At 44.3% G+C, this 13323-nt stretch carries 12 protein-coding genes; 6 read left to right on the forward strand and 6 right to left on the reverse strand.

The window, feature by feature from the left end:
* Nucleotides 1-47: 47 nt before the first annotated feature.
* Entirely contained in the window at nt 48-962 is a 915-nt protein-coding gene (locus tag VTAP4600_RS19445; protein ID WP_172443183.1) for a helix-turn-helix domain-containing protein, read from the forward strand.
* A 58-nt stretch (nt 963-1020) separates the two neighbouring features.
* Here the strand turns inward: VTAP4600_RS19445 and soxR are convergent, their stop codons facing one another.
* Complete coding sequence (gene soxR / locus VTAP4600_RS19450) at nt 1021-1443, reverse strand: redox-sensitive transcriptional activator SoxR (protein ID WP_102524440.1); 423 nt, start codon at nt 1441-1443, stop codon at nt 1021-1023.
* A gap of 467 nt (nt 1444-1910) precedes the next feature.
* Nucleotides 1911-2867 (reverse strand): transposase, encoded by a 957-nt coding sequence (locus VTAP4600_RS19455; RefSeq protein ID WP_231897993.1) that lies wholly within the window; start codon nt 2865-2867, stop codon nt 1911-1913.
* A 373-nt stretch (nt 2868-3240) separates the two neighbouring features.
* Here VTAP4600_RS19455 and VTAP4600_RS19460 point away from each other — a divergent pair, with 373 nt between their 5' ends.
* A complete protein-coding gene (locus VTAP4600_RS19460; RefSeq protein ID WP_172443184.1) occupies nt 3241-3996 on the forward strand; it encodes a substrate-binding periplasmic protein in 756 nt (251 codons plus the stop codon).
* Nucleotides 3997-4023: 27 nt separating this feature from the next.
* On the opposite strand, the gene recQ is transcribed toward VTAP4600_RS19460, so the two are convergent.
* The gene (gene recQ, locus VTAP4600_RS19465) at nt 4024-5829 is read right to left on the reverse strand and encodes a DNA helicase RecQ (RefSeq protein WP_102524442.1); all 1806 of its coding nucleotides are present in this window, start codon (nt 5827-5829) and stop codon (nt 4024-4026) included.
* Between the two features lie 274 nt (nt 5830-6103).
* On the opposite strand from recQ, the gene VTAP4600_RS19470 reads away from it, so the two are divergent.
* The gene (locus tag VTAP4600_RS19470) at nt 6104-7300 is read left to right on the forward strand and encodes an MFS transporter (RefSeq protein ID WP_102524443.1); all 1197 of its coding nucleotides are present in this window, start codon (nt 6104-6106) and stop codon (nt 7298-7300) included.
* Between the two features lie 167 nt (nt 7301-7467).
* Here VTAP4600_RS19470 and VTAP4600_RS26555 read toward each other — a convergent pair whose 3' ends face one another.
* Entirely contained in the window at nt 7468-7590 is a 123-nt protein-coding gene (locus tag VTAP4600_RS26555; RefSeq protein ID WP_269459956.1) for a hypothetical protein, read from the reverse strand.
* Nucleotides 7591-7838: 248 nt separating this feature from the next.
* Between VTAP4600_RS26555 and VTAP4600_RS19475 the strand changes: the two genes are divergently transcribed.
* Nucleotides 7839-9524, forward strand: coding sequence for an SgrR family transcriptional regulator (locus VTAP4600_RS19475; RefSeq protein WP_102524444.1), 1686 nt, complete (start codon nt 7839-7841; stop codon nt 9522-9524).
* Between the two features lie 33 nt (nt 9525-9557).
* Here the strand turns inward: VTAP4600_RS19475 and VTAP4600_RS19480 are convergent, their stop codons facing one another.
* Nucleotides 9558-9908, reverse strand: coding sequence for a helix-turn-helix domain-containing protein (locus tag VTAP4600_RS19480; RefSeq protein ID WP_102524445.1), 351 nt, complete (start codon nt 9906-9908; stop codon nt 9558-9560).
* 382 nt (nt 9909-10290) lie between these two features.
* Here VTAP4600_RS19480 and VTAP4600_RS19485 point away from each other — a divergent pair, with 382 nt between their 5' ends.
* Complete coding sequence (locus tag VTAP4600_RS19485; protein WP_102524446.1) at nt 10291-10953, forward strand: hypothetical protein; 663 nt, start codon at nt 10291-10293, stop codon at nt 10951-10953.
* A 10-nt stretch (nt 10954-10963) separates the two neighbouring features.
* On the forward strand, nt 10964-11284 hold the full coding sequence (locus VTAP4600_RS19490) for a YMGG-like glycine zipper-containing protein (protein ID WP_102524447.1): 321 nt from the start codon (nt 10964-10966) through the stop codon (nt 11282-11284).
* Between the two features lie 182 nt (nt 11285-11466).
* On the opposite strand, the gene VTAP4600_RS19495 is transcribed toward VTAP4600_RS19490, so the two are convergent.
* Nucleotides 11467-13047: an ATP-binding cassette domain-containing protein gene (locus VTAP4600_RS19495; RefSeq protein WP_102524448.1), complete on the reverse strand. Its 1581-nt coding sequence runs from the start codon at nt 13045-13047 to the stop codon at nt 11467-11469.
* Nucleotides 13048-13323 lie beyond the last annotated feature (276 nt).

Here is a 13323-nt window from a genome sequence, read left to right on the forward strand (position 1 = left end):
TACACAATAATCCGATGCACCATAGAATAAACCAAATAGGAACACCCATGATGTCCGAATTCACATCAAAGCCTTACAGCCTAGTACCAGAAGCAAGCCTCATTGAGACCCTTCCAGAGCATCAACGAAAAAGGTTTGTGAAGGCGTTGGATCTGATGCATGAAGATATTGGAGAAGCGATCAGTTGGGAGGAAATAGCCACGCGCAGTGCGATTTCCCCCTTCCATTTCCATCGCCAATTTACACAGCTTTTTCATGAAACGCCGGGGCATTATTTAGGCCGGATTCGGCTGCAACACGCGGTGTCCATGTTGTTTGAAAATCAAGAACTCAGTGTGACGGACATTGCTCAGTATTGTGGTTTTTCTTCCTCTCAAGCCTTAGCAAAAGCCCTTAAGCGCGATTTAAGTATGACGGCTAAAGCCATTCGTAAGCTTGGTAACGACGGGAGCGCAGATGATATAGCGGACTTATTTGATAAACTCGCTCACAAAGACGGTAATGACGAGTCAATAGAGAATCAGTTGGCCGAAAACATGCCTTGCCGAGTGACGCATTTCCCACAACGAGCGATCAAAACTCGCGTATTACCCGACGTCGATTTCGAGACACTATGTGAAAAACTTGGTGCGAAAATGCTCGATCTGGTGTTTGTTACTCCAATTAAAGATCTCGATAAATCTTGGAGCGACGACAATCATCAAGCGGGAGCGTGGGTTGCACCGAGCCAAGCCGATCCAGAGCATGATATTCATATCAAAGCAGGGCACTTTATTTGTGCAGAGGTCTACGTCACCTCTGACATCGGCTACGTCGCGGCTTTGGATGGCATATATTACTACGCCGAGAAATACGGCTTAGAAATTAACCCTGATGGTCAGTGCCTTGAGCAATTGAAAGACATTGAATGGACATCAACCGGTGGGGTCGTGATGTCAATGCAGGTATCCATTTTAAGTTAACCAAGCGTCGCCACAGCACACCTCATCATACGTCTTAAAGAGCTAACTCGAGCCAGTTTTACAGTAAATTGGCTCCACCGCCCTGCTCTCCGACGACATCTTCTGGATTTCTTAAATTGCATTTTTCAAGCGATAAACAACCACAACCGATGCATCCTCCTAAGTCGTCTTTCAAAGAAGTCAGCTTCTGAATTTTCAGTTCCAGAGCATCATGCCACTGGCTCGCCATCTCTTCCCATTCTTGTTTATTCGGCGCTTTATTCAACGGCAAATGCGCCATGGCTTGAGTGATTTCTTCCAAACTCAACCCCACTTGTTGAGCCGATTTTATTACCGCTACACGCCTTAACACACTGCTATCATAACGACGCTGATTACCTGCATTTCGCCAGCAAGTAATTAGGCCTTTCTGCTCATAAAAATGCAGCGCAGACACCGCAACACCCGCACGCCTCGCCACTTCACCCACACTGAGTTCCATTCATTCCGTTCCTTTCATTCTCTTAATACAATAAGCCACAGTGAAACAAAAAGTGGCCAACCTCAAGTTAACTTCAGGACTAAATAGGCGCAAGTTTGATTTGTTATTATGAGTGATTTGGCACATTGAAAAGACTTTTCTGAAAGGACACACGCTTCAACACAACACTCTGCCCGCTAAACTGCTAAGAGAAATTGCTGAGAGGACACACACTTCAATACTAAGACTTTCCTGAAAGGACATACGCTTCAAGACTAAAGCTAACTAACTACCTCGAAATATTAAAAGACACGCCACGAAGCACCACTTCAAAGGCATTCTTCTGTATTACTTACAATTTAAAAGATTGATGAGAGTCCGAAGGGGAGTAAAAAGTAAACATACTGCAAAGAGAAGGCGATCTGGGATGGGATGAGGTCTGAATTACACGGTAACTCACTGGATAGGCGGTATGTGGATATCGCTTATCATCGATCTAAACGAAACCCGTTCACCCGCGAGTGATGACTTTGAAGCCGCTGCATATTCGTGCTCCGGCCGACATAACAGGCTCGTTTACGTTCAAGCGTAGAGCATGCTTTTAGCCACTGCATTTGGTTAAGGGAAAGACGATCCAAAATAGGTGGGATATCATGGCCAATCGCAGCTTTGTCGTGGCGATACTGCCTGCCGCTCCAGTCTAGCAATTCAAGATAGTCGATTAAGCGAAATGGAATGCCTTTTACCGATTCGTGACTTGAACCGCCAATAAACACGGCTAACCCTGGGGCTGTTTGTTGGTTTTGCGATAACGATTTTAAGCGCTGTTTGATAGATGTAAAGTCAGATGATTCCGGTGTTTTGGCGATCCCTGCACGAATGGGGTTTAAGTCTACATACGCCATTGCGGCGACTAGGGCTGACTCATCTAATAGTGCTTGGCTTTTAAAGCGGCTTTCCCAAAAGTGGCCGGTACAGTTATCCTCTTTATTGGCTTGGCAGGCAATACCATAATTGAGCTCTTTCATAAACCAACTTAGGTTAAACAGACGAGAGCGCCATTGCTCAATGATAAGCTCACATGCGTCTCGCTCCGCTTTACTGGTTAACGCCCCCTTTAGCCAACGAGTGATAATAACAGGCAACTTGTGCGCCATTCCCCAGCGTTTGACCACCTCGTCGAGGCTAAGCCGTTCGGCTCCTTCTTTATCAACACATACCACCAGATGATAATGATTACTCATGATCGCGTAACTGCAAATATCAATGCAATATATTGAGGCCAGTGCATACATTTTCTGCTCAATCCAGTCTCGACGATGATGATAGCTTTTTCCTGTCAGCTCATCTTCCCCACACAAGAAAGAGCGGCGTACACAGCGAGAAACACAATGATAATAAGCGGTGGTGTTTAGGTCGACTAATCGGCTTCGAGCGGTGGTCATCATGCTGCCCTTTATCTCTTCATTCTATGATAAGAGCAGATTTCTTTGTTCAATCAAACCAATAGACAACAAATACCCCACTGACCGCTCCAATCATCATGCTTTTTTCATTCTTAAGATGCCTGTCCTTTGAAGAAAGAGGAAAAGTGAAGAAAGAAAAAGACAGAGGAAAAGAGAATGAAAAGAGCGCTCTTGAGGTGTGTGTCCTTTTAAAGAGACACATAACAGAAACAAATTAGGTACAAAAAGGAAACAAAAGTCGTTTGGATTATCTTATAATAGTGAGTAAATGTGACGATTTCTGTAGCTAACAATTCAAAGCTTAATGAGTTTAATCAGTACCACAGTATTATGTCTTCAGCGGTTAGCGAGTATGTTTCGTAGGTTAGTGGTAGCACTCGTGTTGTCCACCTTAGGCTTTCTACCTATTTCGGCGGCGCATGCCCAGCCAGAAATGTTAGTGGTTCGAGGCGATGGGAATTGGCCTCCCTACGAAATGACCATCGAAGGAGAGCTCACGGGTTTTCATATCGAGTTGGTGAAAGCCGTTGCTCAAGAGGCTGGTATTCGAGTGAAGTTTGTAAGCTATCCGTGGGCAAGAGCATTGAAGATGGCGCGAAAAGGGCAAGTGGATGCAATAACTTATATCGCTATCAATCATGAACGACAGGCGTATATCGACTTTCACTCTGAGAATATCCTATCAGGCACACAACACTTTATTGTCGAAAATAAGTATCGCTCGGATATCACCTACAATGGTAAGTTGGAACAGCTACTTCCCCACAGCATAGTGCACATATCGCAATACTCTTATGGTGAACCATTCGACAGCAACACCGATTTGATTAAAACGGCAGTGAAGTCTCCGTTGCAGATCGCCCTATTGATTGCAAAAAACCGCTACGACCTGGGTATCTTAACCAAATCGGAACTGGAAATGCTCCGCCCAGCTCCTTTTATTAACGACCTCGAACTCTTAGAGCCGCCTCTCCATTCCACCAATGTCTACTTAGGGATTTCGAAAGCAAGCACAAACCAACAATTGATGGCCAATTTCACCGACTCAATGCGAGCTTTTAAGCAGACCGAACGCTATCAAATTCTGCGTAACACCTTTGGTTTATAAGACATTATATTTAGCGTTGCCAAGGCATCACTTTGTCACATTCGGCTCAACCACCGCCAACAACTGCTCACCAAACTTACTGACTTTGCTTTCTCCAAAACCGGAAATTTGGCTCAACTGCTCTAATGTTTGTGGGCGATGTGTTGCGACCGCTTTTAAACTGGCATCGTGACAAATAATGTATGCAGGGACATTTTGCGCCCTTGCTAGGCTAGCTCGAACTTCTTTGAGTGCTTCGAACTGTGTGGTATCTGCTGGCGATAGGTCAATAAGCTGGCTCGATTTCGATGCTTTTTTCGGTTTGTTATTACGCAGTTCACGCAGTTGTACTGTCTGTTCTCCTTTGAGAATAGGTCGGCACTTCGGTGTGAGTTTTAAGCTGTTGTAGTCACCTTCGACCCGCAAGTAATTGCTTGCAATCAACTGGCGAAAAACGCCCTTCCATTGGTTGGCATTCAACTCAGAACCAATACCAAATGTCGATACTTTATCGTGACCAAATCGAATCATGCGTTCATCACTTTTACCCATCAATACATTAATGAGATACGTCACACCAAACCGTTGATCGCAACGATACACCGTCGAAAGCGCTTTTTGCGCGGCTTGTGTGCCATCCCAAGTTTTAGGCGGGGTTAAGCAATTATCACAATTACCACAAGGTTCAGGAAGCACCTCATCAAAATACGCCAAAATGGTCTGACGTCGGCATCCTACTAATTCGCAGTAGCCCAATAATGCGTTGAGTTTTTGGTTCTGAACCTGTTTATAGGCATCGTTCCCGTCTGAGTTTTCTACCATTTGGCGCTGCATCACCATATCTTGCATGCCGTAAGCCATCCACGCATTGGCGGGCTCACCATCTCGGCCTGCACGCCCGGTTTCTTGGTAATAGGATTCCATACTCTTAGGCAAGCTAAGATGCGCAACAAATCGTACGTCAGGTTTGTCTATACCCATACCAAAAGCCACCGTCGCGACAATCATAATGCCTTGTTCACGTAAAAAACGTTGTTGGTGTTCATTACGTATTTCAACCGGCATACCAGCATGATACGCCAAAGCCATTCGGCCTTTACTTGTTAGCCACTGTGCCGTCTCTTCCACTTTCTTACGTGACAAGCAATACACCACCCCGGCATCGCTGGCATGGTGGGTGCTAATAAACGACCACAAATCATTTTTAGCGTTAGTCGGTTCATTCACGTAATAGCGAATGTTAGCGCGATCGAAACTGTGCACAAAAACTTGTGCTGCCTCCAAACCTAACTGGCTAATGATTTCTTGTTTCGTTCGCTGATCGGCCGTGGCGGTCAGCGCAATTCGAGGTACACCAGGAAAGCGTTGATGTAAGACTGAAAGTTGTTGATATTCAGGCCTAAAATCGTGTCCCCATTGGCTAACACAGTGCGCTTCATCGATAGCAAACAATGAAATTCTGCACTGCGCTAATAAAGACAATGTGGACTCCATCATCAGGCGTTCAGGTGCGATGTACAAAAGCTGTATTTCTTCATTTCGGATGGCTTCTTCAACTTCACGTTGCTCGAAACTGCTCAATGTGGAGTTCAAGTACGCCGCAGCCACACCGACTTGGCGCAGCGCATCGACTTGATCTTTCATCAGGGCAATCAGAGGAGAAACCACCACACCAACACCGGGACGAACAATCGCAGGGATCTGATAACAAAGCGACTTTCCTCCACCTGTTGGCATCAAAGTCAACACATCACCTCCATCTACTAAGGTATCAATAATGGCTTGTTGTTGATGACGGAAACTATCGTAGCCAAAAACGGATTTTAACACCTCTATAGGGGTCGGACGCTGCATGAGGACTCTTCTTAATGACGTAAAAACGCCTAGACCTTACATCAGGTTAGGCCACAGATCACTAGCTTATGACAAATTGAATCGGATTGCCGCGCTTGGTTTGAATAGTCTCCGGTTTTCTCACCCACAACCCACACTTTCTCTCATTCACAAATTGAATCCAGTAGATTCAATAACTTTCAAAAAACAGTAACGGTCAAAAAACACTTTACCTCAAGTAAGGTTGAGGTATTAGAGTGGCGCCACTACCCCATCAATTCGCAAAGGAATCGCGATGAAAAACCGAACTCTTCCCTACTTATCTGGCCGATTTTTTGATGGCATCAGTTCTGGGCTATTTATGATGGCTCTACCTTGGTTGATGCTTCAAACACCCAACATGGGCACCTTTGTGGCTCTCACGGCTCTGACCTGTACCGCCATTTCATTTTTGGTCACGCCATTTTTTGCCAATTTGACCGATCAACATTCTCGTAAGCATGTTCTAATTTCGGTACAAGTTGTACAAAGCGTCACTGCCGGATTCGTCCTGGTGATTTACCTATCAGGCTTAGGGTCAAACTGGGTACTGGCGGTATCGCAATTGGTGTTTTGGGTTTCCAGTAACATCGCATGGCATGTGAATAGTGCCTTCACACAAGAGAACTATGAAAAGCACGAATACGCTCAAATTTCGGGCTATCAAGAAGTGGTCATGCAGGGAACCACTCTTGGTGCTGGTGCACTTGGTATTGTGCTGCTCGAACATTGGGGGATGACTCAATTTGCCCTATTTGCGGCTATTGCCTCTGGATTAGCAGCACTTTGTTATGTTTTTACCCCTTACACCCGAAAAATACAGCCTTCAGCCAAAACGCCATTTATTAAGCAGACATCGGAGATTAAACAGCTATTTATGGCGCAACCTGCTTTTTATGGCTTCCTGCTTATCTCATGCCTTTCTTACCCAATATTAACCTTCTTGGGCAAGCTGATCCCCATCTGGTTTGCAAAACAAGGCGTCTCGGGAGAATGGGTCGCATGGTATAACATTGCCTTTGGTTTAGGCTCTTTAATCACAGGACTGGCTGTGTCGTACATTTTGGCTTTGGTAACTCACATTAGGATCATGCAGTATTCAATGCTCATTCTTGCGCTTATTTTGCTGACCATGAGCCAGTTCATGCAACCTATTCACATTGTCGTGCTCACCCTAGCTTTTGGTTTTTTTAACGCACTTAACCGAATTGCACGGACCAACTGGATGCACCATGCCGTTCCAATGCACCAAAGAGGCAGAATTGATGGCGGTTTAGGTATGTTTGCTACGACGGTACAAAGCCTTAGCTACATGCTGATCGCCATGCTAGCCAATTACAATATTGAGGAATACGGGTTCTTGGTCGTGGCGGTGATAATGCTTATCGCCAGTGTGTGGATGTTCCGATTAGGCGAAAAGCTAACGCAGAGCCATAAACTGGCGATTCAATGACACATCAATTTTCCAAGTCATTGACCTAATTCCTCTGTCTATGCGTAAATAATTAGGCTGGTCAAAAGAGCATTGGGGGGTGTTTTTTCAGCCAGCCTAATCCGTTTACTTTAACTTTTTATTTCATTTGGCCTTTGAACCACTCTGGTCATCTTGTCTCCTCGAATTTACCAATGGCACAACTGGATAAGAGAGATAATGGCTAAGCGCTCTATCCAATTTTGACTGTGTTCGAGTTTGTGGTGATAAAACTCAACCATGTGCTTTTCTTTACTATAAGTAGGTAACATAGAACCTCCTCAATAAACCTGATGTTTAGGTTGCTTGGACTTACCCATCTATAGTGCGACGAAAAGAGGATTACTAAAACAGATAAGGTGAATTTATATCGTTCCTCTATTTGGGAGATAACGCCTAATTTGCTCGAATATGAATAACAAGTGGAATAAACAGGAACAAAAGTAACGTCTCTCTTCTGGGTATTTTGAATGATTATTAGTTATGATGGTTATTATTCTCCCATCCCATGGTCACTACGATGTCTGAACAGAGTCTAATGCGGTACTACTCACGCTTGCTGCCACTAGGCGTAGGAGGAGAAATAAAAATCTCCCTTGCTGAAGTCTCGGAGGCACTTTTCACGAGTGTCCGCCATGCTCGTACCCTACTCAATAAGATGCATCATTTAGGCTGGTTAACTTGGGCTCCCAAACCGGGCAGAAGTCAACGTTCATCGTTATTTTTAAGATTAGAATCTACGGACCTCAAGTCTCAACTGGCTACCGCACAAATAGCACTAGGCCAGTACGAAAAAGCCCTGAAATTTCTAGATGGCGATCAAGCTCTATTTGGACAATTGCTACAGAACACCTCAGGAGCGTCTATCCGAGAAGGGTTATTGCATATTCAATTAACCTATAAACGATCATTCGAACAAATCGTTCCGCATCATCTACATCGATCAAGCGAACGGTTTTTCATTCGTCAGCTGTATTCTTGTCTCGTAAGTAGTAACGATGATGGTGAATTAGAAGGGCAACTAGCACATCATTGGGTTCACGATGACTTGCAATGGCGATTCTACCTACGCCCGAGCCTCTCATTCCACAATGGCAGTCCGATAACTGCGGAGTCCATCGCGGCCTTATTTAATAAGTTACAAACTCTAGAGGCTTATAAACAAGAATTATCTCATGTGAAAAGCATTACAGCCGCCACATCTAATCAGATTCTGTTTACTCTGTCTCAGCCCGATCACGGCTTTGGCGGATTGTTATCTGACGTAAAGTATTCAATTCAGCCACCAAGCCAAATTAATGATTCTGCTGTACGAAAAGTAGTAGGAAGTGGGCCATTTAAGCTTATCGAGCACAATGAAGAACAACTAAAATTAGAAGCCTTTGAACGATATTTTGGCAACCGAGCACTGCCTGATCAAGTAACGGTTTGGCCCGTGCCTGAGTCTAACGATGGTCTGTGTGAATATCATGTTTCGCAAGTTTATTCTTACCATCCCCAGCAAGACACCCAACACAGCCAAGTAGAATATGGCTGTATTTTTTTGCTCTTTAACCAGAAACAAAACAGCAAGCTTAGCGACCCACAACATCGTTACCTCACCACCGTTCTGTCTTCACAAGCATTAAAACAACACACAGACAAAACAGCATTCGGCGGGGTGCCTGCGGGGAATATGCTTCCGGTTTGGCATCCGGTGGTTCGTCCTGATTCTGTGCAGGTGCCACTGCCAGAAAAACTGTCCATCGCGATATACGAATATTCAGCCTTGGATATTTGTGCCACGGCCGCTGCCAATATTTTGGAGAAGCTAGGGGTAGAAATTACGGTTAACCGTTATTCTTACCGACAACTCATGCAGTCAAACCAACTCGATGAAGAACTCATTATCACCAACATCAACTTAGATGATAACCGTCATGCGTCGGCCTTCAGTCATTTATGGGCAAACCCGATACTGCATAATTACTTAAGCACATCCGCTAGTCACTGGCTTAAATCCGAATTGAGCGAGCTAAGAAGCACGACACCGCTGGCTCAATACCTAACTCAACTCGAACCCATCGCATCCACATTGGTGACTGAGTATTGGTTAAGCCCTCTTTTTCACCATAAGCAAACCTTGCGATTTCATGGCGTACTCAAAAATGTCGCGCTGACCAACTGGGGCTGGCCAGATCTGCGCAATGTATGGTCAACTGAGTAATGCAAAGCCTGCGGATCAAGCCGTGCTTGTATATTAATGGCTAATGGTGTGAGCGTATTCCACTACAACTTGGCTATTCTCTACGTACACTCGCTGAATAGCGCCATCCACACTCATACGGCTTTCTAGGTAAACCACACTCTGTCCTTCGGAGCCATTGGTCATGAGCGATGGAATATAGAGTTTAGGGTCAACATGCAATAACCGGCAAAACTGACTCACAAATGTCATGCTCAATTCAGAGTTCCCACGTAATAAGTTAGAAAAATCCAATTGGGTCATGCCCAAGCGCCTAGCGACGTCCATTTGGGTGAGTCGCATTTTTGCTTTTTGAGACATCCAAATATTGTAAAGCGCATCTCTGTCGTTTTGATTAAATTCCACTGCCGTTCTCTCTCTATTCTTTATATGGCAAGGATTCTGGCAATTCCCACATTTGTCTTGTCAGTTAAGTGTGAATTTTCTTTCAGAGTTCTGACATGAAAAACACGAATCAATTACTTAGCAAAAACGTCGTCTTTACATCCTCCATTTATTAAAAAGTTCCCTCTCTAAAACAGTTTCCACTGGCTTCTCCTGCTCAATTATTAACCCCAATTGACACAAAACTCAATTACCAGCCTAATATTAACATTGCTCTGACTTAACGAGACATTCCATTCGAATATCGAATATCGAATAGTTCCTATTTATGGTTTATGCGATTCCATTGCTAAATTTGCCGCACCTAACAAGTCCTAGGTAAACAAATTCAAAGGTATTAGTAATGAACAAGAAAATTTTAGTAATCGCATTAGCTTCAGCAATGACAAGTGGTTTTGCCGTTGCCGAAGGTGTTAATGCAGGCATCGAGCTAGAAGTTAAAACACGCGTAGGCTCTGCAGCTGGTAACGCGGATTCAGGCGCAAAAATATTCGCAGGCTACGAAGGCTTTGGTGCTTCAGCAAAAAGCAATCGCAACTCAGACCGCGAATACAACCTTAACTACAAGCACGACTTCGATGGCTTTTACCTAAAAGGCGAATACGAGTTTGTAGATAAGAGAACGTCAAACAATCAACAAAAGTTTGGCATCAGTGCGGGTACCAATGTTGGCGGTTACTTCGATACGTCGCTTCGTTTGCGTAAAGATTTAGATACTGAACATAAAGCTGACTCTAATGGCAAAGGCGACGTAAACCGTTTTGACTTCGCTGTGGGCCGTCAATTCGAAAATGTTTACCTAAACACGAAAGTGGTTGGTCAAAAACAAAACACCGCTTCTCGCGTTGGTTCTAATGCCAAAGACACCATCTACAACTACGAAGCACGTTTAACGTTCACCAACATCCACGGGTTTACCCCATACTTTGAAGCGGGCAATGAAGCTAGCTTTGATAACTCGAAACGTAATACTTATGGAAAAGTCGGCGTTGTATTCCCTTTCTAGTGAGTAACGTATGATGAAAAAAAGTCTTATCGCTTTGTTAGCCATTTTTTCTGCTAATACCTTTGCTTTATGTGAATCTGGTAATTCCATAACAGACGCGGTTGAAGGTGCGGTAGTTGGTGGTGTCGTCGGCGCAGTCGTCGGAGACGCAGGAGCTGGTGCAGCTATTGGTGCAACAGCAGGTGTTATTGATGGCGCTTACGCAGATGTAGAATGCGAAGAAGCAATTGGTGATCACTTAGTCGCTGATGCCATTGAAGATGAATATGAAAGAGAGCTAGTTGAAGACGCAATTATTGAAGATGCGATAATTGAAGACGCACTTTACTAAACCTTTCATCAAACAAGCCCCCGTTAAATTAGGCCGCCATTTGGTGGCCTAGTTTATTTGCACCAGTGTCAACTTGCGCCTTCCCTCCTATATAAGCAAGTTGATAACGCTCCCCCCCCACTTTGTCTTCATAGACAGAACTGAAATGGAGGAATAGCCCTCCCCCGGCCAATTTAAATCTTTTAACCTGCAGCTTGCAGTACCAACTGCGATGTCATACCGCACTCTTGTACAAAATCTGCATCATGGCTTATCAACGCAAATCCCCCTTGATAGCTGTTTAGTGCCTCAGCCAATAAATGTTTTGAGTCTAGGTCTAAATGGTTATCAGGTTCGTCCAACAGCAAAAATGGTTGCTCTGGTTGATGTGTGACCACCAGCATAGACAACTTCATCTTTTCACCGCCACTTAAGTTCGACACTTGCCTAAACACAGAGTCTTTACGAAAGCCAACACCGGCTAATAAAGTACGAGCATCACTTTCAAGAATGCCCTCACAAAAGTGCCGCATTGTATCAAGTAGGCTAATTTTGTTGTCGAGTAGACTAAAGTTCTGATCAAGATAGTGCATTTCTGTATTAACACGCAGTTCACCACTTAGCAGCGTAACTTTTCCCTGCAAAACCTGCATCAGTGTCGATTTCCCGCTGCCATTCGGGCCCATAACATGAACTCGGCATTGGCTGGAAATAGCAAACGTTAATGCCTCGTTAGCGACATACGGCAATACGGCTTGATCCAAGAAAAAGGCATCCGCGCTTCTTTGCTTGCATGAATCAATATACAACCTTTGCGCTTTGACTTGCTCGTAACGATTGCTTAAAGATTGCGACGTTTTAGCCAGCATTTCACTACGGCCACTTTCATTCTTCAGCCGATTAGAAACACTTTGCTCGGCGCTGTTTTTCATGCCATCTAATAAAATTTTAGGCTGACTGCCGTCCTTACGCATTCGATTTCCTTGCGAGGCTCGTTGCTCCGCTTTTTCTCGGTTTTTTTGCGCCTGTACTTCTAATTTCTTTTGCTGTTTTTGTACGCTTGCCATTTGCCTTTCTAGCGCACTCACCGCCTGTGCTTTTTGCTCTGCATAGAAGTCATAATTGCCTCCAAATTGAGTGAGCCCCAAACTGGATAACTCCCAAATCTGTTCCATCTCACGCAGTAACATGCGATCGTGGCTGACCAAAAGAATATGCCCTGAGAACCGCTGCATTTGCTCAATCAGCCAAGTTTTGGCATCAAAGTCTAAGTGATTAGAAGGCTCATCAAGTACCAGTAGATCCGCGGCCGATTGAAATAGCTTCCACAATTGCAGTTTTGCCAACTGACCGCCACTTAGCTTATTACATACTAAGTCTAAATCTTGGGGTAAGCCCATTTCAGACAACATCGTTAACAACTCACTTTTGAGTTGCCACTGCTCGCCAATTAGGTCAAATAACTGCGTACTGCATTCGCCGTTTTCTATTCGTTTAAGCGCATTAAGTACCTCGCTAACCTCGAGGTACTCCGCAACCGTTATGTCTGTTCGCAATAGATCTGATGGTAACTGAGAGTAAGTAACCACTTTCCCATTAAGCCTTACATAACCTTGTGTCGGTGTTTTTTGTTCTGTAAGTAGAGCAACAAGCAGTGATTTACCACAGCCATTTTTTCCAACCAAAGCCACTCGGCTAGCCGTCATAGAGCAGTTAATGTTGTGTAAGATTTGATGACCATCAGCGAACTGATAACCAAGTTGATGAGTAAATAATATTGGCATAATGCCTCCTGTGATCAGGGACATTAGACGAAGCTAAATGTGCAGGTGCGTTCAGCCTAATACGTTAAGTAAGGCCAAATATTTTATGCAAAGTGCAAGCAGAACTAAAGCTACGCCTACTAACCCTGTGAATCCAATAGATGATATGAAAATGGATGACAGGTATTAGTGCTTCATTATGGCGTAGACCTCTGGGGAAATGATGAGGGAATTTTAACCAACAATTCATTGCAAATGCAACTGATTAAAAGGTAAATCAAACCGAAAAAGTGTGAT

The organism is Vibrio tapetis subsp. tapetis (genome assembly GCF_900233005.1).
Taxonomy (GTDB): Bacteria; Pseudomonadota; Gammaproteobacteria; order Enterobacterales; family Vibrionaceae; genus Vibrio; species Vibrio tapetis.